Genomic DNA, 19,357 nt, shown 5'->3' with positions numbered 1-19,357 from the left:
TTGCGAATTCTCTTCGTCGGCGACGTCGTCGGCCGGGCCGGCCGCAGCGCCGTCTCGGACCACCTTCCAGGCTTGATCCACGATTGGGCGCTCGATCTCGTCATCGTCAATGGCGAGAACGCGGCCGGCGGATTCGGCATCACCGAGGCGATCTATCAGGAGCTCGTCGATGCCGGCGCCGACGCGGTCACGCTCGGCAACCACTCCTGGGATCAGCGCGAGGCACTGGTGTTCATCGAGCGCGCGCCGCGCCTGGTGCGCCCTGCGAACTATCCGGCAGGCACGCCCGGCCGTGGCGCCGCGCTGATCGACGCCAAGAACGGTGCCCGCGCGCTGGTGGTCAACGTGCTCGGGCGCGTGTTCATGACGCCGTTCGACGATCCGTTCGCGGCGGTCGGCCGCGAGCTCGGCGCCTGCCCGCTGCGCGAGGCGGCGGATGCGATCGTGGTCGACGTGCATTGCGAGGCCTCCAGCGAGAAGCAGGGCCTGGGCTATTTTTGCGACGGCCGCGCCAGCCTCGTCGTCGGCACCCATACGCATGTGCCGACGGCCGATCACCGGATCCTGCCCGGCGGCACCGCCTACATGACCGATGCCGGCATGACCGGCGATTACGACTCCATTATCGGCATGCAGAAGGACGAGCCGCTGCGCCGCTTCCAGTCGGGCATCCCGTCGGCGCGCTTCGAGCCGGCCTCCGGCGAGGCGACGTTGAGCGGCGTGGCGGTCGAGACCGACAACGGCACCGGGCTTGCGATCAAGGTCGCGCCGGTGCGCATCGGCGGCCGGCTGTCGCCGACGAGGCCGGCGTTCTGGGGAGGATGAGAGCCTGCGTCAGGCCTTGAGGCGAAAACCCATCCGGAACGCGCCCCAATGCCGGCCCTTGATGACAATCGGCGCGGACAGGTCCTTCATCAGCACGAACTGCCCGCCGCCCATGTCGCGGCGGTAGGTCTGGAGCAGAAACGGCTTGTTGCTGGCGGCGGCCACCTTCTTCACCGCGCGGTCGTCGAACAGCCGGCGGTTGCGGCAGTTGGCGTTGTTCCAGACCGGATCGGGCCCCTGCGGCTTGCGGTAGTTCGGATTGTGCGTCGGCAGATAGCCGCCGCGCGCCCAGGCGACGCAGAACACGATGCGCGGGTCGCTGCCCTGGATCGGGTCCTGGATCGCCGGCAGGACGCGGTCGGTGAACTCGACGTAGCGCGTCATGTACTGCTTGGGATTGGTGCCGGGGATCTCGCGATAGCTCTCGTCCATCAGGTCGGCGAGCGTGATCTCGCCGCGGTCGATCGCCCCCTCGAAGGTCGCCGAGATCTGCCGGGCGGTGTCGACGACGGTCCTGATCAGCGGCGCGTCCGTGGTCTGTACGCCGCTCTCGGCGATCAGCCCGATCAGCGCCTCGGAATGATCGAGCAGCTTGGCGATCCGGCTGTCGGCCTGTTTGAGCTCGACCGAGGACCGGTCGACGCCCTTGGCGAGCTCGTTGAGCTCGCTGATGACCGTGTCGCAATGCGCGAGGTTGGAGGTCGCGGCCTTCGCCACGCCGTCGATCTCCTGGCCGACGCTGGTGAAGCCGTCCTGGACGCGGATGATGATGCCGCCGATCTGCTGGGCGCCTTCACCCGCCGTCTTGGCGCGCGACGAGGCCTGGCCGCTCTCGCCGAGCAGGCTCTTCACCTGCGAGTCGAGCCCGCGCAGGGTATCGCCGATCTGCTGCGTGGCCTGGCGAGTCGCCTCGGCGAGCGACTTCACCTCGCTGGCGACGACAGCGAAGCCCCGGCCGGCGCTGCCGGCACGGGCCGCCTCGATGGTGGCGTTCAGCGCCAGCAGGTTGGTCTGCTTGGCGATCGCCTCGATCGCGACCGAGACCTTGGCGACCTGCGACAGCGCATCGCCGACCGAGCCGAGCCGCTGCTCGATCCGCTCCACGGAGTCGACCAGTTCGGCGATGTGCCGGACCGCGGTGTCGACCACGTTGCGCGACTGGGCGATGTCGCCCACTGCGGCGGTCGTGGCCGATTGCACCGCCTGCGAGGCGGTGGCGATGTCGTGATTGGCCGCGACCATGGTCTTGGCGGTGGCCTGCAGATGCCCGAACCGCTGCGACTGGTAGCTGACGCGGGCGGCGACCTCCTGGACGTTGCCGGCGACGTCGGCAAGCTCGACGCCGAGGCCGCCGATGCGGTCGGCGATCTCGTCGATCAGCCGCTCGGCGCCGGTGCGCGCGTCGTGACTTTCCAGAATGGCGCGTTGCGCGACCGACATGTCCAGGCTCCAGGGCTTGAAAGGATCAGAAAATCACCGCTCGACTCACAATTTGTAGGCGGTGCGGAAGCCGCCCCAGTGCCGGCCGCGAACCCGGATCGGCACGTCGATTTCGCGCATCATGACGGTATTGCCATTGCCCATGTCGCGCGCGTAGCTCTGGATCAGATAGGGCCGCTGGTTGCGGCCCGCGGCGAGCCCGGCCGGATCGTTGAAGATGCGGCGGTTGCGGCTGTTGGCGGTGTTGAAGGCCGCGTCGCCCGGCCGCTGCGGATGCGAATAGATCCGGTTGTGCACCGGCAGATAGCCGTTGCGATCGATCGCGACGCAGAACGCCATGCGCTGGTCCTTGACGAGGAAGGCCTCCTGGAACGAAGGCAGCACGCGCTCGGCCCAGTCGAGAATCCGGCTGCGGTGCTGCTGCGGATTGGTGCCGGGGATCTCGACATAGTTGGTATCGAACATGTCCTCGAGCGTGATCTCGCCGCGCGCGACGGCGCTTTCGAACATCCGGTTCAGCTCGGTGCCGGCTTCCATGGCGCGGGTGACGAACTCATTGTTCTCCTCGTGCAGCGCCCAGAGCTTGTCCTCGATCTTCTCGCGCAGCTCGGCATTGGGCGCATCGAACCGCGCCTGGGCGCCGGCCTTCACCTGCTCGGTGACGCGCAGGCGGCACGGGCCGACGTCCTCCAGCACGGCGTCGAACCCCTCGTTCACGGCGAGACGGCTCGCGTCGGGGCCGGTGATCAGCACGCCGTCGTTGGCAATCTCGTAGACCGCGGCCGTGATCGTGCGGGCGCCGGATTTGATCTCGAGCTTGAGATGGCAAGGCAGGCGCTCGCTGCCGCTGCGCACGGGCCGATCGCCCTGGCGCAGCAGCACGGCACAGCGCGCCTTCAGCTTCTGGGCGTACATGGTTACGGCGCGCCCGGCGTTCGTGACGCGCTCGCCGTAGCTCTCGGCCTGCTGGGTGGCGCTGCTGATGTCAGCAGCGCTGTCGACCACCGAGGATATGAACTGCGAGGCCTGCGCCGCATTGTTCGACATCTCGCCGGTGGTCTGGTTCTGCTCGGCGACGGCGCCGTTGACGTTGGTGAAGACCGGGCGGATCGCCTCGATCGCCTGGGCGATGCGGTGGACGGCGTCGGCCGAGCCGGCGGCGTCCTTCTGCAGTGCCTCGATCTTGCGGGTGATCTCCTCGGTCGCGTTCTGGGTCTGGACGGCAAGCGCCTTGACCTCGGTCGCCACCACCGCGAAGCCGCGGCCGGCTTCGCCGGCGCGAGCGGCCTCGATGGTCGAGTTGAGCGCGAGCAGGGTTGTCTGGCGCGCGATCTGGGAGATCAGGTTGACGACGTTGCCGATCGCCGCCGAGGACTCGCGCAGGCGGTCGACGTTGGCCCGGGCTTCCGTGGCGGCGGCGCTGGCCTGGTCGGCGAGCTGGCCGCCGTCCTGGACCTGGGCACGGATACCGTGGGCGGACTGGGTCACCTTCTCTGCGGCGTGGGCGAACGTCGCCGCCGTTCCTTGCGCGGCGCTGCTGCGGCCGCTCAGCGAATCGGCGCGCTGGCGAATGTCCGTCAGCGTGCCCGCCGTCGCCTCGGCGCCGCTGGCGACCGCATCGGCGGCGCGCTCGAGCTGGCGAATCATGCCGCCGAGTTCCAGCTCCAGCAGGTCGAGGATGGCCTTGGCCGAATCGGCATCCGACGACGCCGGCGGCTCCGGCGCGGCCACCGGTTTCGGTTCAGCCACCGGATCGGGCGCAGAGGGTCGTCTTGCAAGGAAACCAAACGCCATGGGGCGGCCCCGGTGCGGTGAAAAGGTGCAGAGGGGCGGCATCGTTGCACTTGACTGTGAAGCCGTGGTTAACATTTGGCTTATGGTGCAGGGCAGCCAACCGGCTCTTCGAAGGGGGCGGCCACCCTGAATCCACCTCAAATCTTTGATTTTGACGATTCCCGGCCTATAAGGCCGCGCTTCCCCCACCTGATCCCCTACGATTTCAAGAGACCTCGCATGGCCGGCCATTCCCAATTCAAGAACATCATGCATCGCAAGGGCCGGCAGGATGCGATGAAGTCCAAGCTGTTCGGCAAGCTGGCGCGCGAAATCACCGTCGCCGCCAAGCTCGGCACGCCGGACCCGGCGATGAACCCGCGGCTGCGGGCCGCGGTGGTCGCCGCCCGGGCCGAGAACATGCCCAAGGACAACATCGAGCGCGCCATCAAGAAGGCGCTCGGCGGCGAAGGCGACAATTACGACGAGATCCGCTACGAGGGCTATGGCCCGGGCGGCGTCGCCGTCATCGTCGAGGCGTTGACCGACAACCGCAACCGCGCCGCCTCCGACATCCGCTCCTACTTCACCAAATCCGGCGGCAATCTCGGCGAGACCGGCTCGGTGTCGTTCATGTTCGACCGCGTCGGCATCATCGAATACGACCGCAGCGTCGCCTCGGATGACGCGGTGCTGGACGCCGCCATCGAGGCTGGCGCCGACGACGTGATCTCGGGCGAGGGGGGGCACGAGATCTATGCCTCGCCGGAGAGCCTGCGCGAGGTCGCCAAGAATCTCGAGGCCAAGTTCGGCGAGCCGCGCAAGGCGGCGCTGACCTGGAAGCCGCAGAACACCGTGGCGGTCGACGACGAGACCGCCGAGAAGCTGCTGAAGCTGATGGATCTGCTGAACGAGCACGACGACGTCCAGAACGTCTATGCCAATTTCGAGATCTCGGACGCGCTGATGGCGAAGATGGGCGGTTGACGGACGCTTAACCACGTCGTTCGTCCGTTCCGTTTATGTTTCCATCGGTGTGGCGCAAGGCTATCTCTATCCCATGAAAGCCCAGCCGATTCGCGCAGCCGTCCGTATCATTGGGATCGATCCCGGCCTCCGCCGCACCGGCTGGGGGGTGATCGAGAGCGAGGGCAACCGGCTGATCTATGTCGGTTGCGGCTCGGTGGAGCCGCCCGACGACCTGCCGCTGGCGAGCCGGCTGCTGGCGATCCATGAGGGGCTTTCGGCCGTGCTCGGCCGCTTTGCCCCGATGGAAGCCGCGGTCGAGCAGACCTTCGTCAACAAGGATGGTGTTGCGACCCTGAAGCTCGGCCAGGCCCGCGGCATCGCCATGCTGGCGCCGGCCATGTTCGGGATTTCGGTGGCCGAATACGCCCCCAACCAGGTCAAGAAGACCGTGGTGGGCGCGGGGCACGCCGACAAGGGCCAGATCGCGGTGATGCTGAAGATCCTGCTGCCCAAGGCCGAGCCGCCGTCGGCGGACGCAGCGGACGCGCTCGCCATCGCCATCACTCACGCCCATCACCGCCAGGGCCAGGCGCTGCGCATGAAGGTGGCGGGGCTATGATCGGCAAGCTCAAGGGGTTGATCGATTCCACCACCGAGGATTTCGTCATCCTCGACGTCGGCGGCGTCGGCTATCAGGTGCACTGCTCGGCGCGGACGCTGCAGGCCTTGCCGTCGCCGGGTGAAGCCGCCACATTGTCGATCGAGACCTATGTGCGCGAGGACCAGATCAAGCTGTTCGGTTTTCGCTCGGATGTCGAACGGGAATGGTTTCGCCTTTTGCAGACGGTGCAGGGCGTCGGCGCCAAGGTCGCCCTCGCCGTGCTCGGCACGTTGCCGCCGGCCGATCTCGCCAACGCCATCGCGCTGCGCGACAAGGCGGCGGTGGCGCGCACGCCGGGCGTCGGCCCCAAGGTCGCCGAGCGCATCGTGACCGAGCTGAAGGACAAGGCACCGGCCTTCGCCGATGTCGATCCCGGCGTGGTCAGGCTGTCCGGTGCGATCGAGGAGCAGCGCGCGCCGCGGCCCATCGCGGATGCCATCTCCGCGCTCATCAATCTCGGCTATGGCCAGCCGCAGGCGGCCGCCGCGATCGCGGCCGCATCTCGCGCGGCCGGCGACAAGGCCGAGACCGCGCAACTCATTCGCCTCGGTCTCAAGGAGCTGGCGAAATAGGCTATCGTCGCCCGGCCGGGCGAGCAGAAGGACAATCGTTTCCCCCATGGTGAGCAAGAAGGACAAGGAGCTGATCGAGGCGGCCGCATCAGCGGTCAAGAGCCGCTACCGCAACGACTGGCAGGAGGTCGGCGCGGCCATGCGCACCCGCGACGGCCGCATCATCACCGGCGTCAACATCGACGCCTATCTCGGCCGCAACGCTGTCTGCGCCGAGGCCATCGCGATCGGCCGCGCCATCACCGAGCACGGCGATCACGGCATCGAGACCATCGTCGCGGTGCGTCATCCCAAGCCGGGTGAGCCGGGCGAGGTCGCCGTGGTCTCGCCCTGCGGCACCTGCCGCGAGCTGATCCATGACTACGATGCGAAGGCGCGTGTCATCGTGCCGTCGAACGGTAAGGGGCCTGCGGCGGTGACGATCGGCGAGCTGCTGCCGAACAAATACAGGCGCGGCAACGAATGAAGCCGCCTGCGCGCATGGTCAGTCCGGAGCGGCGCTCCGACGATGTCGGTGACACCGCGCTGCGTCCGCAGCAATTGTCGGAGTTCGTCGGCCAGCAGCAGGCGCGCGCCAATCTGTCGATCTTCATCGAGGCGGCGCGCAAGCGCGGCGAGGCACTCGATCATGTGCTGTTCGTCGGTCCTCCCGGTCTTGGCAAAACCACCTTGGCCCAGATCGTCGCACGCGAGCTCGGCGTCGGTTTCCGCGCCACATCGGGCCCGGTCATCGCCAAGGCCGGCGATCTGGCGGCGCTGTTGACGAACCTCGAAGAGCGCGACGTGTTGTTCATCGACGAGATCCATCGTCTCAGCCCGGCGGTCGAGGAGGTGCTCTATCCGGCGATGGAGGATTTTCAGCTCGACCTCATTATCGGCGAGGGGCCGGCGGCGCGCTCGGTCAAGATCGACTTGTCGAAGTTCACGCTGGTCGGCGCGACGACGCGCGCAGGCCTGCTGACCAATCCGCTGCGTGATCGTTTCGGCATCCCGATTCGGTTGAACTTCTACACGGTCGAGGAGCTGGAGGGCATCGTGACGCGCGGTGCCCGCGTGCTCGGCGTTGGCATGACCGCCGACGGCGCCAACGAGATCGCGCGCCGCGCCCGCGGCACTCCGCGCATCGCCGGCCGGCTCTTGCGCCGGGTGCGTGACTTCGCCTCGGCGGCGAACGCCAGCGCGATCGATCGCGCCATCGCTGATCATGCCTTGAGCGCGCTGGAGGTCGATGCCGCCGGGCTCGATGCAATGGACCGGCGCTATCTCTCGACCATCGCCCTGAACTACGGCGGTGGGCCGGTCGGCGTCGAGACCATGGCGGCGGCGCTGTCGGAGCCGCGCGACGCGATCGAGGACATCATCGAGCCCTATCTGATCCAGTGCGGCTATCTGCAGCGCACGCCGCGCGGCCGGCTGTTGACCTCGCATGCGTTCCGGCATCTCGGCATGGCCGAGCCGAACCGCGATCCCAGCCAGTTCGGCCTGTTCGGCAGTGAGGACGATGCTTAACGAATCTGCTGACAATCTGCACGGACGCACCCGAAATCGGTTGCAATGATCGAAGAAGGATTGCGTGCGAGGAGTTCGTCCATGCTGTCACGCCGTCGCTTTCTGTCATTCTCAGGCGGTCTTGCCGCGACCGGTTTTTCGACTGCGACCTATGGCGTCGGCGTCGAGCCGCTCAGCCTGGGCGTCACCGACTATCACATCCATCCACGCAACTGGCCGGCTGGGCTAAGACTGAAGATCGCTGCGATCGCCGACATCCACGCTTGCGATCCCTGGATGTCGCTGGCGCATATCGACGGGATCGTCCAGCGGACCAACGCGCTGCAGCCGGATCTGATCGTCCTGCTCGGCGACTACGTCGCCGGCCATCGTCATCACATCGGACGCATCGACGCTTCGGAGTGGGCGCCGGTGCTCGGCGGCCTGAAGGCGCCGCTGGGCGTGCACGCCATCCTGGGCAATCATGATTACTGGGATGATCGAACCGTGCAGCGCGATGGCCGCGGCGCGCCGTATGCCCAGAAGGCGCTCGAGGCCGCCGGCATTCCTGTCTACGAGAACGACGTCGTGCGTCTCGCCAAGAACGGCCATGCCTTCTGGCTTGCCGGCCTCGGCGATCAGCTGGCCTACATGCCGGCGCGGCGCTTCCGGTCCGTGCCGCGGATCGGCATCGATGATCTCGCGGGGACGCTGCGCAAGGTGACGGACAGCGCGCCGGTGATCCTGCTGGCGCATGAGCCCGACGTTGCGCTCCGGGCGCCGTCGCGGGTGGCGCTGCAGCTCTCCGGGCATACGCATGGCGGGCAGGTTCGTGTGCTCGGCTGGTCGCCGGCCGTTCCCGCGCGCAATGGCGTCAATCTGGCCTACGGCCACATCCGCACCCAATGCGACGTGATCGTTTCCGGCGGCCTCGGCTGCAGCATCATGCCAGTCCGGATCGGCATGCCGCCGGAGATCGTGCTGGTCACCGTCGGCAGGGAACCTGTGGAGGTGACGTCGTAGCCTGCTCTTGCTAGCCTGCTCTTGCGCTGGCCGTTGAACTGGGCGAAACGATCGCCATTTCCGACGATCGAGGGCTTCCCTTGACCCACCAACATCTCGACGGCGAGATCCGCGACGGCCGCCACCACATGCAGGTGCGGGTCTACTACGAGGACACGGATTTCTCCGGAATCGTCTATCACGCCAACTACCTCCGCTTCATGGAGCGCGGCCGCACCAATCATCTGCGGCTGATGGGCGCCGAGCAGCACGCGCTGTTCGCAGAGGCCGCAAATGAAGCGCCAGGTTTCGCCTTCGTGGTGCGCTCGATGACGCTCGACTTCCTGCGGCCGGCGCGCATGGACGACGTGCTCGACGTCGTCACCTGGCCCGTGGCGGTGAAGGGGGCGTCGATCACGCTGGCGCAGGAGGTCAGGCGCGGCGAGGAGGTGCTCGTCAAGGCCGACGTGAGAGTCGCGTTCATCAGCGGCGGCAGGGCGCAGCCGATACCGAGAGCGCTGCGCGACCTGATGAAGGCGGACCTCGCATAAACTGGTGCTGACGGCCGGACGAGTGGAGGGATGAAGATGTGCCCGCCAGCGATCGCGACCTCGCCGCCGTCCAGTCGGTCACGCCATTTGCGCAGCGGATGCGGCGCGTGGCGGCGGATCACGCTGCGCTGATCCGCCCTACGGACTGCCGCTCAATCAAACCTTGGCCGGGGGCAATCGCGCGTCGAAACCGTCAGTATCGCCCGCCGCTGCGCTCTTGTTGCTTGATCCAATCCGACAGGGTTCGGGGCGTCGATCCCTGTCCGGGGCGCGATGGTTTCGCGGTGGCAGTCCTGTTGCTCCGGTTCGTCGTCTCCGTCGGCCCGCGCGGATGCGTCGCGGCATGGGCGCCCGGGACGCCTCTCGGCGCCGTGGCGAGCTTCTCCGCTTCCTCCTTCTCCAGCCGCAGCTTGCGCAGCCGCTCCATCTTCTCGCGCTCCGGATCGACGGGCGGCGGTGGCAGCTCGCGCTGGCGGGCTTCCTCGGCGGAGATCAGCAGACCCATGATGGCGCTTTCGCCGAGGGCCTTGCAGGCTTCGAGGCGGTGCAGACCTTCGATCAGGACAAAATGGTCCTTGTCGCGGCGGACGAGGATCGGCTCGCGCTGGCCGACCTCCAAAATGCTTTCGGCCAGCGCGTCGACCGCGTCCTGCTTCAGCGCCTTGCGCTTCCTGTCGGGGACGTGGATCTTGTCGATGGGGAAGCTTTCCGGTGCGGACACAGTCGAAACTCCGTCGTGGGCGCGCGCCGTCCAGCGCCAGGGTCGGAGGGGGCACGATCCCCCGATCCGCACGGCAGCGCGGAGCGGAGGCAGACCGGGCACGCGCGGCTACAATAGAGACATTCGCCATCTCGCCGCAAGGAGCGGGTGACGGGGCGGAATGTCTCCTGTCAGACGGCAAGGTGAATCATGCGACTGTGATGGGCGCCCCATCGGTCGCGCACGAAAGTCGCTTGCGCGTCAATTCATGCTGCTATGCTGCACCGCTCATACAGGAGGACGCCGCTCATGACGACACGCACGCTCGTTGCCGCGCTGGCCGGGATTGCCCTCGCGTTGCCCGCCGCTGCCCTCGCGCAGGAACCGCCGGTCGAGGAGCAGCTCGTCAATGCAATGAACAAGGTGTTCGGCGTGCACGCCGGCTTTCGCGCCAATCACGCCAAGGGCGTCGTGGTCGAGGGCAAGTTCAAGCCGTCGACCGAGGCGGCGACCTTGAGCAAGGCTTCGCTGTTCAGCGGTGGCGAGATTCCGGTGACGGTGCGGTTCTCGGACTCCACCGGCGTGCCGAACCTGCCGGACGGCTCCGGCGACGCCAATCCGCACGGCATGGCGGTGAAGTTTCATCTCGCCGACGGCAGCGACATGGACCTCGTGATCAACTCGCTGAAATTCTTCCCCGTCTCGACCGGTGCGGAGTTGCGCGATTTGTTCATGGCGATCGCGGACTCTGGACCGAACGCGGCCAAGCCGACCAGGCTCGAGCAGTTCATCGCCAGCCATCCCTCGGTGCCGGCGGCGCTCGGTACCATCGCGACGCCGGACAGTCTTGCCGACGAGGCCTATTTCGGCGTCAACGCCTTCGTTCTCGTCAACAAGGCCGGCGAGAAGCAGGCGGTGCGCTGGCAGATGCTGCCGGAGAAGGTCGTGCATATCGACCAGGAGGACGCGGCGAAACGCGCGCCGGACTTCCTGATGGCCGAGCTGCCGGCGCGGCTGAAGCAGGGGCCGGTGACGTTCCGCTTCAAGGCGCAGCTCGCTGCGGCCGGCGACGACACCAAGGATCCGGCCAAGCCGTGGCCTGACGATCGCAAGCTGGTCGAGCTCGGCGTGCTGACGATCGACAAGGCGGTCGAAGACAGCGACGGGGCGCAGAAGAAGCTGCTGTTCCTGCCCGGCCAGCTCACCGACGGCGTCGAGGCGTCGGATGATCCGATGATCGACATCCGCAACGGCGCCTACGCCATCTCGTTCTCCCGGCGCAATCCGTGATGATGACGTGACGCGCGACGCGCGGTGCGGCGGATCAGGCTGCGCTGATCCGCCCGACGGGCCTCAGTCTGTCGTCGTGGCCGAGGCGAGCCCAGCCATGATGCTGCGCGCCGCGGGCGGCGCTTGTGCCGATGACCGGACGATTTGGCGGCGAGCTCAAATCCGTATTTCCGGTCGCGATCGGCCGTGACCTAGCTTCGTTCCATCCTGATCGCGATCCAGAACGAGCGGGAATGGGCTGCATCTGTGCGGAGTGCAGGATCGGATCGATGGATACGGTCGGGCCTTCGAGCCCGGCGAGCGAGCACGACACAGCCGGCCGCAATTGTGGATGCTTTGCGGCGCGCGATCCCGATGAGTTGCCGCAACGTTGACGAAGCCCGGCCTCATTCAGCGCGATTGCGACGGCATTCGCCGCTTTCTCTCCCGATCGATGACGTCGCACAAGCCGCGCGATAACGGCGAAACCAAGAGCAGGGGGTTGTCGACACGCGTGGACAGCCGAGCGTCGGCGCGTCGAAGGCGGTGGCGGCCGTGCAGCCGATGTGCCGCCATGTTCGACGTGATGCAATCAGGGCGTGTTGTCGACGCGAAGGCCGACGATCGCGAGGTGCGCGCGATCAGGAAGCATGCCGTCGAGCGCGGCGCCGACGCGCAGCGCATCCAGTGAGTTCGGTGCGCACATTCGTCTACTAATGAACTCATGAGCCGCGGCGGCATCGCGCATTGCGCTGTTTGTCGCAATCGTGTCGCGCTGCTTCTTTTCGCCGGAATCCTGCATCTTGCGTGCAACAGTCAAAGCTGAACTTCGATCGCGTCGGCGTCGCGATCTGCATTCCTTCCGAATGACATTTTTCAATTCAGTTCGCGACACAATCTCACCCTCCTGATGCGGCCGCCGTTTGTTGCGGCACGTGTTCAGGAGTTGTGAGTTCGATGCGTCGCGTATTTGGCGTATGCCTTTGCCTATCTACTTTCGCAGGAAGTACGACATCGGTCTGGGCGACTGATCTCGCCCTGCCTCCCCCGCTCCCGCCGCCTGACGTCTTCGCCTACAGGTGGAGTGGCTGCCATGCCGGCGCGAACGCCGGGATGGCCTGGTCACGCCAGCAGCAGACGTGGACCCAGGTCGCCAATGCCGCCGCCGCGCCCGTTCAGCCTGTGCAGCAGCCGGTCGGCAATGCAAACAACCCCCCTGTGGTCAAGCCGCCTGTGGTCGCAAATCCAGCGCCAAACCCGCCGCCGCCGAACAACCCCGGCGGGAACAACGGCGGATGGAAGCCGCCGCCGCATAAGCCGCCGGGCAAGCCCCCGATCTGTGAGCGCAACGACAAGGGCTGGTGGCAGCCCGGCAAGCAGTATCATGGCGACAAGGATCACGACTGGCCGCACGACAAGCCGTCCTACAAGCCCGATCACGACGGTGGCCATCATTGGCCGCAGGTTGGATCGAAAGGCGGCGACAACAAGTCTTCCTGGCCGTCGGCGCCATCCAAGACCAAGGACGACAACTACAACGACGTCAAATATGGCAGCGGCTGGTTCGACAAGCCTCACGACGACGACCATGGCAAGTCGAGCGGCTGGTCGCAGCTCCATTCGAACGGTTACTCCGACAAATATACTTGGCTGCGACATGACCAGCAGAACGATCATGACAAGCCGGCCACCGGCTGGGGCGCGAAGAAGGACGACGGCTACGACAAGCCGCTTGGCTTCGGCTGGTCGAAGCAGCCGCTGAAGAGCGAACGTGACAGCTACGCCTGGCTGAAGCCGAATGACCGGAACGACGACAAGCATGGCGGCTACGGCTGGGGCGGCAAGCCGCACGACAATGATGACGGCAAGGGCGGCTATGGCGACAAGCAGCCCGACAAGGACCATTGGCAGCAGCAGCACGGCGGCAACTACAATCATGGCGGATGGCCGCATCATCCGGACAAGCCCTGGCCGCCGAAGAATCCCCCGCCGAACAATGGCGGCGGCCAGCCGAACCCGCCGCCGCAGGGCAACAATGGCAATCCGCCGGCGCAGAACCCGCCGGTGACCGGCGGCGGCAACGTGGCGCCGCTGCCCGTCGCGGCCGTGCAGATTCCGACCGCCGTCTCCAGCAATGGCAGCGACGTCGTCGGCGGCCTGCAGCTCGGTTGCGATTACCAGATGGACCGCTTCGTCGTCGGCATCCAGGCGATGGCCGATCTCGGCATCATCAACGCGTCGAGCCCGCTGGGGCCGGCGCTGACGATGAACACGCGGACCAGCAACCTCTACACCGCCACGGTGCGCGCAGGCTATCTGGTGACGCCTGAGATCCTGGCCTATGTGCGCGGTGGCGCGGCGTGGACGCGGACCAACGTTTCGGTCGTCAACACCGCCACCGGACAATCCGCCAGCGTGGCGTTCAACCGCAGCGGCTGGACGGTCGGCGCCGGCGTCGAGTGGATGTTCGCCCGCAACTGGTCGGCCTTCGCCGAATATGACTACGCCGATTTCGGCACCGCGACCGGCACGCTGCCGGGCGCCGCCGCGATCACAGGAGGACCGAACGTCGTCAGCCAGAAGACCCAGCTCCACACGGCGATGATCGGTGTCAACTACCGCTTCGAGATGCTGTCGCGCGGCGCCCGCTGAGGCCCGCGGCGGACGCCACGCCGCCGGTCACGCAACACAGCAAGGCCGCCTGGTTCGTCCAGGCGGCCTTTTCGGTTTTGTGGGCTGGTGCTCAGCTCGCGCGCACCGAGCTGAGGAACTTGCCGACGTCCTCCCTCAGGCGGCTACTGTCACGCGACAGGTGGGTGACCGATGACAGCTTGGTCAGCGTTCCTTGACGCCGGTCAAACCGCGGTGCTGTAGTTGCGCTAGTCTAGTAATAAGCCGTGCCAACGCGGGGAAAGCCGGGAGGAGGGACATGGGGCGTTCGCCCGGGAATGCCCATTCGGATCGCGTCCTGGAGGCCTTGGCCAAGGGGGATGCCAAGGCTGACGGCAGAGCCGATAGCCGAGCCGACCGAGGTGCGCCGGCGGTCTCGGCGCTGGCGGCATCATGGCGCCGCTCCGGCTATCTCCATGCGCTCGATCCCGCCACGCCGAAGCTGCCAGCCCGCCTGACGGCAGCCGAGATCGCGGACGCGCGCGCCCGGCTCGGGCGGCTGCTCGCGATCGCACAGGCGAGCCTCGACCGGCTGTTCCTGGCGGTTGGGGGCGTCGGCTGCTCGGTGCTGCTCGCCGATGCCGACGGCACCGTGCTCGAGCGCCGCGGCGCCCGCGGGGACGACGCCACCTTCGAATCCTGGGGCCTGTGGACCGGCGCGGTGTGGAGCGAGCGGCACGAGGGCACCAATGCCATCGGCACCTGCCTGGTCGAGAAGCGGCCGCTGACCATCGACCGCGATCAGCACTACCTGTCACGCAACGCGCGGCTGTTCTGCACCACGGCGCCGATCTTCGACGAGCACGGCCAGCTCAAGGCCGCGCTCGACGTCTCCTCCTGTCGCGCCGATCTGACCGAAGGCTTCAGTCGGCTGATCGCGACCACCGTCGCGGATGCCGCGCGCCTGATCGAGGCGGAGAATTTCCGCCAGGCCTTTCCGCACGCCCGCATCGTGCTCACGCCGGACAGCGAGCGCGAGATCAACTCATTGCTGGCGGTCGATCGCAACGACCTCGTCGTCGGTGCCACACGGGCGGCGCGCCGTGCGCTCAACCTCTCTCCGTCCGCGCTGGCGCGTCCGGTGCCGGCCGGCGACCTGATCAAGGATGCAACCACCGGGGGCGACGACATTGACGCCGCCGAGCGTGCCGTTCTGAAGCGCGCGCTGGCGCGCGCCGGCGGCAACGTCTCGAAGGCGGCGAAGGAGCTCGACATGTCGCGCGCCACCCTGCACCGGAAGATGAAGCGGCTCGGGCTCGAGCGGTGAACGCGCCGCGGCTGTCGAATCGCAGCCAACATGTCGCAGAACTGCGACACTTCCTCGGACGCGCTCGTTGCGGCCTCTGGTCTGTCGCGCCTGTTTGATCGAGCCTCTCTCCAACGCCGTGTGCATCGGCGTGAATGGGAGAGAGAGATGACCAAGGTTGACGTCAATGCGGCGTTCAAGCCGCCTTTCGCTGCGCGTTACGACAACTTCATCGGCGGTGCCTGGAAGGCCCCCAACGCCGGCAAATATTTCGACAACATCTCGCCGATCACCGGCCAGCCGGTGTGCGAGATCGCGCGCTCCGATGCCTCCGACATCGAGGCCGCGCTCGACGCCGCGCATGCCGCCAAGGACGGCTGGGCGCGCACCAGCGTCACCGAGCGCGCGATGGTCCTCAACAGGATCGCCGACCGCATGGAGGCCAATCTCGACAAGCTTGCGCTCGCCGAGACCTGGGACAACGGCAAGCCGATCCGCGAGACCACCGCCGCCGACATCCCGCTCGCCATCGATCACTTCCGCTATTTCGCCGGCGTGATCCGGGCCCAGGAAGGCTCGATCGCCGAGATCGACCACGACACCATCGCTTATCACTTCCACGAGCCGCTCGGCGTCGTCGGTCAGATCATTCCGTGGAATTTCCCGATCCTGATGGCGGCGTGGAAGCTCGCGCCCGCGCTCGCCGCGGGCAACTGCGTCGTGCTCAAGCCGGCCGAGCAGACCCCGGCCTCGATCCTCGTGCTGATGGAGATCGTCGGCGACCTGCTGCCGCCGGGCGTGCTCAACGTCGTCAACGGGTTCGGCTTAGAGGCGGGCAAGCCGCTGGCCTCCTCCAACCGCATCGCCAAGATCGCCTTCACCGGTGAGACCTCGACGGGGCGGCTGATCATGCAATACGCCTCGCAGAACCTGATCCCGGTCACGCTCGAGCTCGGCGGCAAGTCGCCCAACATCTTCTTCAAGGACGTCTGCGCCGAGGACGACGACTTCCTCGACAAGGCGATCGAGGGCTTCGTGATGTTCGCGCTCAACCAGGGCGAGGTCTGCACCTGCCCGAGCCGCGCGCTGATCCACGAATCGATCTATGAGCGCTTCATGGAGCGCGCGCTGCAGCGTGTCGGCGCGATCGTGCAGGGCAGCCCGCTCGATCCGGCGACCATGATCGGCGCGCAGGCCTCCGCCGAGCAGATGTCCAAGATCCTGTCCTACATCGACATCGGCAAGAACGAGGGCGCGCAGCTCCTGATCGGTGGCGAGCGCAACGTGCTCGGCGGCGATCTCGCCGGCGGCTATTACGTCAAGCCGACGGTGTTCAAGGGACACAACAAGATGCGCGTGTTCCAGGAGGAGATCTTCGGACCCGTCGTCTCGGTCACGACCTTCAAGACCGAGGACGAGGCGCTGGCGATCGCCAACGACACGCTCTACGGCCTTGGCGCCGGCGTGTGGAGCCGCGACGCCAACACCTGCTACCGCTTCGGCCGCAATATCCAGGCGGGGCGTGTCTGGACCAATTGCTATCACGCCTATCCGGCGCATGCGGCGTTCGGCGGCTACAAGCAGTCCGGCGTCGGTCGCGAGACCCACAAGGTGATGCTCGACCACTATCAGCAGACCAAGAACATGCTGGTCAGCTACAGCCCGAAGAAGCTCGGCTTCTTCTAAAGGCTGGGAGCCGGGCCGGTCGGGCATGAGCGCCCCGACCGGCTTGCTCTTTTTGACTGCATGTCAGCCGGTCGCACGAGAGCGTCCGGCTGGCTCGGGCGCCGGCTCGGATCCCGCTCCTGGTTCGCTCCGCTTGGTCATTTCGTGGCTGTCGGTCACGTCATCGCTCGCGATCGTCACTCCAACCGCGCCAGCAGCGCATCGCGTGCCTCGGAAATGCGTCGATAAAGTTCATTGCTGCCGCCGGCGTCGGGATGCGCGGACTTGGCCAGCCGGCGGAACGCAGCTTTGATGTGTGTAGCCGTCAGCATACCCTGCAGGGGTAGCTCGAGGATTGCGCGAAAGGCGTCGTCGTTCTGGTCGCGCGCGAGCCGATCCCACAAGGCGCGACGCGCGGCCCGCGCCTCGATCCGCAACGCATCCTGATCCTCGCGCCAGCGTCGTTGCGACATGACGAGGCAGGAGCCGAAGACGATGCGGCCGTGGGTCTCCAATTCGTCGAGGCTGAACGGCCCGACGACGTCGTAGGGTGGCGCGAGCCGTGCGAGCCGTCCCGTTGCGCCGTCGGTGATGGAGCCGAGCCGGACCGTGTCGACGATCCCTATCGACCCATTCCAGATCACCCATTCGGCGGCGCCCGTCATGCTGCTGAACTCGTCGATACGGCCTCCCTCCGCAACGCGGACAGGGGAGTGCCCGGCGTTTGTTCCCATCTTCGATGGGCCGATCAAGCCGGCGACCGGGCCTGCTTGACAGGACCGACGTCGACCTGAATCTCGCCGCCTTCGACCTGCAGCGGGTAGCCGTGCAGCGCGTTGCGGACGAGATGCGTGACGCACTTGCCGTTCACGCCGTCGAAGCCCCATTGATGGTGCGGGCAGGTGATGGTCTTGCCGTCGAACGTCGCCTCGGTCAGCGGCACGTCGGCATGCGGGCAGCGGCCGCGATAGGCCTTCAGCTCGCCGCCGTGAGGCCAGAGCAGCAGCACGCTCTTCTTGCCGACCTGGTACAGGCCCATGCCGCCTTCGGTCATGGCGCTTGTCGGACAGACTGCGGTGAAAGCCATGGGATCGCCTGCTGATTGGTGCCGTCAGGCAGGCTCACGCAAATTCCGGACCAGCGAAAAGCAGCAACAAACAGCGGGTCGTTGTCGCAAATGCGACATGGCCTTGGATGGCGCGGTCCTATTTGCGTCCGAGCGCGGCGAGGAATTCCGCTGGGGAATGAACAGGAACTGGGCGCGCACCAGGCCGCGGCCGAGGTCGCACAGCAGGTCGCCCTTGCCGAACAGGCGCTCTGCGCCGGGCTCGTCGAGCATTCACCGCATTGGCGACCTTGAGACGGACTTTCAAGGGCAGGTTCGTCGTTCCGGCCTTGATGTCGTCGCCGAGTTTGACGACGCCTGCGCCGTTCAGAACCTGATAGAGCGCGTCCAGCGGTTCGTTCCAAGAAGAACGCCGCCCGTGAGGGCGGCGTTGCCGGGGGGCTTGGTAGAAGCGAAGCGGCCGATTTCTACTCCTTGCGCTCGGAGGTCCAGCCCTTGTACTCGCCGACATTGTCGCGCGTGATCAGCTTGGACGGCAGCAGTTCGACGGTCGAGGCCGGCTTCTGGCCGTTGAGGATGTTGACGCCGATCTGCACGGCCCGGCGCGCCATGAAGAACGGGTCCTGCGAGGCCGAGGCCTGGATCTGCTGCGAGGCCGGATCCTTCAGCGCGGCTTCGATGTCCGGGGCGCCGTCGACCGCGGTGATGATGATGCCGGTGCGCTGCTGCTGACGCGCGGCGAGATCAGTGCCGATCGCCTGGGGATCGTTGATGGCGAAGATGGCGTCGATCTTCGGGAAGCGGGTGAGATAGCCCTGCGTCACCGTGAGGCCGCCCTCGCGCGAGCCCTTGCCGTCCTGGTCGCTGGAGAGAACCTTGATGCCGGGAGCCTTGGCGAACACGCTCTTGCAGCCGTTGACGCGGTCGATCACCGCCGACACCTGCGGCCCGTTCTCGATGATGACGTCGCCTTTGCCGCCGAGCTTGTCGACAATGTACTGGCACGAGATCTCGCCGGCCTGCACGTTGTTGGTCGTCACGGTGGCGTCGGCGCCCTCGGCCGCGGTGTCGACCGCAACGACGAGGATGCCGGCCGCCTGCGCCTTCTTGATCGCGGGGCCGATCGCCTTGGGATCTCCGGGGTTGAGCAGGATCATGTCGACGCCGGCGGCGATGAAATTGTCGATCTGGGTGACCTGCTTGCCGAGATCATATTCGAAGCCGACCGCGGTGATCTTGACGTTGGGATTGGTCTTCTTGGCCTCGAATTCGGCGCCCTTCGACAACGCGACGAAGAACGGGTTGCCGAGCGAGCCCAGCGACACGCCGATCGATTTCAGCTCCTTGGCCGATGACGGCGCGGAGCTCATCACGAGCGCCAGCGCGGCACCGGCTGATAACATCGACTTGACCATGTGTTTCCTCCCTGGTCCTTCCTGTTCGTCTACGCACGGCGGACC

20 protein-coding genes are annotated in these 19,357 nt (G+C 66.8%); 12 read left to right on the top strand and 8 right to left on the bottom strand.

What is annotated here, in order from left to right:
• The gene (locus tag QX121_RS27175; RefSeq protein WP_315813507.1) at nt 1–825 is read left to right on the top strand and encodes a TIGR00282 family metallophosphoesterase; all 825 of its coding nucleotides are present in this window, start codon (nt 1–3) and stop codon (nt 823–825) included.
• Nucleotides 826–834: 9 nt separating this feature from the next.
• Here QX121_RS27175 and QX121_RS27170 read toward each other — a convergent pair whose 3' ends face one another.
• The gene (locus QX121_RS27170; RefSeq protein ID WP_315813506.1) at nt 835–2,265 is read right to left on the bottom strand and encodes a methyl-accepting chemotaxis protein; all 1,431 of its coding nucleotides are present in this window, start codon (nt 2,263–2,265) and stop codon (nt 835–837) included.
• A gap of 45 nt (nt 2,266–2,310) precedes the next feature.
• Nucleotides 2,311–4,059, bottom strand: a complete 1,749-nt coding sequence (locus QX121_RS27165) for a methyl-accepting chemotaxis protein (RefSeq protein WP_315813505.1) — start codon at nt 4,057–4,059, stop codon at nt 2,311–2,313.
• Between the two features lie 219 nt (nt 4,060–4,278).
• On the opposite strand from QX121_RS27165, the gene QX121_RS27160 reads away from it, so the two are divergent.
• From QX121_RS27160 to ybgC, 7 genes are all read left to right on the top strand, one after another.
• Nucleotides 4,279–5,025 (top strand): YebC/PmpR family DNA-binding transcriptional regulator, encoded by a 747-nt coding sequence (locus tag QX121_RS27160; RefSeq protein ID WP_315734381.1) that lies wholly within the window; start codon nt 4,279–4,281, stop codon nt 5,023–5,025.
• Nucleotides 5,026–5,098: 73 nt separating this feature from the next.
• Complete coding sequence (gene ruvC, locus QX121_RS27155; protein ID WP_315775405.1) at nt 5,099–5,626, top strand: crossover junction endodeoxyribonuclease RuvC; 528 nt, start codon at nt 5,099–5,101, stop codon at nt 5,624–5,626.
• Nucleotides 5,623–6,240, top strand: a complete 618-nt coding sequence (ruvA, locus tag QX121_RS27150; protein ID WP_315813504.1) for a Holliday junction branch migration protein RuvA — start codon at nt 5,623–5,625, stop codon at nt 6,238–6,240. Before ruvC ends, ruvA begins: the two co-directional genes overlap by 4 nt.
• 46 nt (nt 6,241–6,286) lie before the next feature.
• Complete coding sequence (locus QX121_RS27145; RefSeq protein ID WP_015664393.1) at nt 6,287–6,706, top strand: cytidine deaminase; 420 nt, start codon at nt 6,287–6,289, stop codon at nt 6,704–6,706.
• Entirely contained in the window at nt 6,703–7,749 is a 1,047-nt protein-coding gene (gene ruvB, locus QX121_RS27140; RefSeq protein WP_315753251.1) for a Holliday junction branch migration DNA helicase RuvB, read from the top strand. Before QX121_RS27145 ends, ruvB begins: the two co-directional genes overlap by 4 nt.
• Nucleotides 7,750–7,830: 81 nt before the next feature.
• Complete coding sequence (locus tag QX121_RS27135) at nt 7,831–8,751, top strand: metallophosphoesterase (RefSeq protein ID WP_315813503.1); 921 nt, start codon at nt 7,831–7,833, stop codon at nt 8,749–8,751.
• Nucleotides 8,752–8,831: 80 nt separating this feature from the next.
• Complete coding sequence (gene ybgC / locus QX121_RS27130) at nt 8,832–9,281, top strand: tol-pal system-associated acyl-CoA thioesterase (RefSeq protein WP_315813502.1); 450 nt, start codon at nt 8,832–8,834, stop codon at nt 9,279–9,281.
• A 193-nt stretch (nt 9,282–9,474) separates the two neighbouring features.
• On the opposite strand, the gene QX121_RS27125 is transcribed toward ybgC, so the two are convergent.
• A complete protein-coding gene (locus QX121_RS27125; protein ID WP_315775402.1) occupies nt 9,475–10,002 on the bottom strand; it encodes a ParB N-terminal domain-containing protein in 528 nt (175 codons plus the stop codon).
• A gap of 288 nt (nt 10,003–10,290) precedes the next feature.
• On the opposite strand from QX121_RS27125, the gene QX121_RS27120 reads away from it, so the two are divergent.
• Nucleotides 10,291–11,271: a catalase family peroxidase gene (locus tag QX121_RS27120; protein ID WP_315813501.1), complete on the top strand. Its 981-nt coding sequence runs from the start codon at nt 10,291–10,293 to the stop codon at nt 11,269–11,271.
• Between the two features lie 571 nt (nt 11,272–11,842).
• Here the strand turns inward: QX121_RS27120 and QX121_RS27115 are convergent.
• Nucleotides 11,843–12,070: a hypothetical protein gene (locus QX121_RS27115; protein WP_315813500.1), complete on the bottom strand. Its 228-nt coding sequence runs from the start codon at nt 12,068–12,070 to the stop codon at nt 11,843–11,845.
• Nucleotides 12,071–12,363: 293 nt separating this feature from the next.
• On the opposite strand from QX121_RS27115, the gene QX121_RS27110 reads away from it, so the two are divergent.
• The 3 genes from QX121_RS27110 to adh all read left to right on the top strand — a co-directional run bounded on the left by QX121_RS27110 (nt 12,364) and on the right by adh (nt 16,852).
• Nucleotides 12,364–13,902, top strand: a complete 1,539-nt coding sequence (locus QX121_RS27110; RefSeq protein ID WP_315813499.1) for an outer membrane protein — start codon at nt 12,364–12,366, stop codon at nt 13,900–13,902.
• A gap of 277 nt (nt 13,903–14,179) precedes the next feature.
• Complete coding sequence (locus QX121_RS27105; protein WP_315783555.1) at nt 14,180–15,187, top strand: helix-turn-helix domain-containing protein; 1,008 nt, start codon at nt 14,180–14,182, stop codon at nt 15,185–15,187.
• Nucleotides 15,188–15,334: 147 nt separating this feature from the next.
• The gene (gene adh, locus QX121_RS27100; protein WP_315771753.1) at nt 15,335–16,852 is read left to right on the top strand and encodes an aldehyde dehydrogenase; all 1,518 of its coding nucleotides are present in this window, start codon (nt 15,335–15,337) and stop codon (nt 16,850–16,852) included.
• A gap of 176 nt (nt 16,853–17,028) precedes the next feature.
• On the opposite strand, the gene QX121_RS27095 is transcribed toward adh, so the two are convergent.
• The 4 genes from QX121_RS27095 to QX121_RS27080 all read right to left on the bottom strand — a co-directional run bounded on the left by QX121_RS27095 (nt 17,029) and on the right by QX121_RS27080 (nt 19,312).
• Complete coding sequence (locus tag QX121_RS27095) at nt 17,029–17,496, bottom strand: J domain-containing protein (RefSeq protein ID WP_315734355.1); 468 nt, start codon at nt 17,494–17,496, stop codon at nt 17,029–17,031.
• 83 nt (nt 17,497–17,579) lie between these two features.
• The gene (locus QX121_RS27090) at nt 17,580–17,918 is read right to left on the bottom strand and encodes a Rieske 2Fe-2S domain-containing protein (protein WP_315734353.1); all 339 of its coding nucleotides are present in this window, start codon (nt 17,916–17,918) and stop codon (nt 17,580–17,582) included.
• 24 nt (nt 17,919–17,942) lie between these two features.
• The gene (locus tag QX121_RS27085; RefSeq protein ID WP_315813498.1) at nt 17,943–18,170 is read right to left on the bottom strand and encodes a hypothetical protein; all 228 of its coding nucleotides are present in this window, start codon (nt 18,168–18,170) and stop codon (nt 17,943–17,945) included.
• Between the two features lie 194 nt (nt 18,171–18,364).
• Nucleotides 18,365–19,312, bottom strand: a complete 948-nt coding sequence (locus QX121_RS27080) for an ABC transporter substrate-binding protein (protein ID WP_315734349.1) — start codon at nt 19,310–19,312, stop codon at nt 18,365–18,367.
• Nucleotides 19,313–19,357: the final 45 nt, after the last annotated feature.

Origin of the sequence: Bradyrhizobium sp. SZCCHNR2028, assembly GCF_032380995.1 — a bacterium.
Lineage (GTDB): Bacteria > Pseudomonadota > Alphaproteobacteria > Rhizobiales > Xanthobacteraceae > Bradyrhizobium.
The sequence above is the reverse complement of the archived record's forward strand: the minus strand, read 5'-3'. Positions and strand labels throughout refer to the sequence as shown.

Excerpts from the sequence above, each read along its gene's own strand:
- adh (WP_315771753.1), top strand. The coding sequence starts at position 15,335 with ATGACCAAGGTTGACGTCAATGCGGCGTTCAAGCCGCCTTTCGCTGCG.
- QX121_RS27080 (WP_315734349.1), bottom strand. The coding sequence starts at position 19,312 with ATGGTCAAGTCGATGTTATCAGCCGGTGCCGCGCTGGCGCTCGTGATG.
- ruvC (WP_315775405.1), top strand. The coding sequence starts at position 5,099 with ATGAAAGCCCAGCCGATTCGCGCAGCCGTCCGTATCATTGGGATCGAT.
- QX121_RS27170 (WP_315813506.1), bottom strand. The coding sequence starts at position 2,265 with ATGTCGGTCGCGCAACGCGCCATTCTGGAAAGTCACGACGCGCGCACC.
- QX121_RS27165 (WP_315813505.1), bottom strand. The coding sequence starts at position 4,059 with ATGGCGTTTGGTTTCCTTGCAAGACGACCCTCTGCGCCCGATCCGGTG.
- QX121_RS27095 (WP_315734355.1), bottom strand. The coding sequence starts at position 17,496 with ATGACGGGCGCCGCCGAATGGGTGATCTGGAATGGGTCGATAGGGATC.
- ruvA (WP_315813504.1), top strand. The coding sequence starts at position 5,623 with ATGATCGGCAAGCTCAAGGGGTTGATCGATTCCACCACCGAGGATTTC.
- QX121_RS27110 (WP_315813499.1), top strand. The coding sequence starts at position 12,364 with ATGGCCTGGTCACGCCAGCAGCAGACGTGGACCCAGGTCGCCAATGCC.
- QX121_RS27090 (WP_315734353.1), bottom strand. The coding sequence starts at position 17,918 with ATGGCTTTCACCGCAGTCTGTCCGACAAGCGCCATGACCGAAGGCGGC.
- QX121_RS27105 (WP_315783555.1), top strand. The coding sequence starts at position 14,180 with ATGGGGCGTTCGCCCGGGAATGCCCATTCGGATCGCGTCCTGGAGGCC.
- QX121_RS27135 (WP_315813503.1), top strand. The coding sequence starts at position 7,831 with ATGCTGTCACGCCGTCGCTTTCTGTCATTCTCAGGCGGTCTTGCCGCG.
- ruvB (WP_315753251.1), top strand. The coding sequence starts at position 6,703 with ATGAAGCCGCCTGCGCGCATGGTCAGTCCGGAGCGGCGCTCCGACGAT.
- QX121_RS27120 (WP_315813501.1), top strand. The coding sequence starts at position 10,291 with ATGACGACACGCACGCTCGTTGCCGCGCTGGCCGGGATTGCCCTCGCG.
- QX121_RS27145 (WP_015664393.1), top strand. The coding sequence starts at position 6,287 with ATGGTGAGCAAGAAGGACAAGGAGCTGATCGAGGCGGCCGCATCAGCG.
- QX121_RS27160 (WP_315734381.1), top strand. The coding sequence starts at position 4,279 with ATGGCCGGCCATTCCCAATTCAAGAACATCATGCATCGCAAGGGCCGG.
- QX121_RS27085 (WP_315813498.1), bottom strand. The coding sequence starts at position 18,170 with ATGCTCGACGAGCCCGGCGCAGAGCGCCTGTTCGGCAAGGGCGACCTG.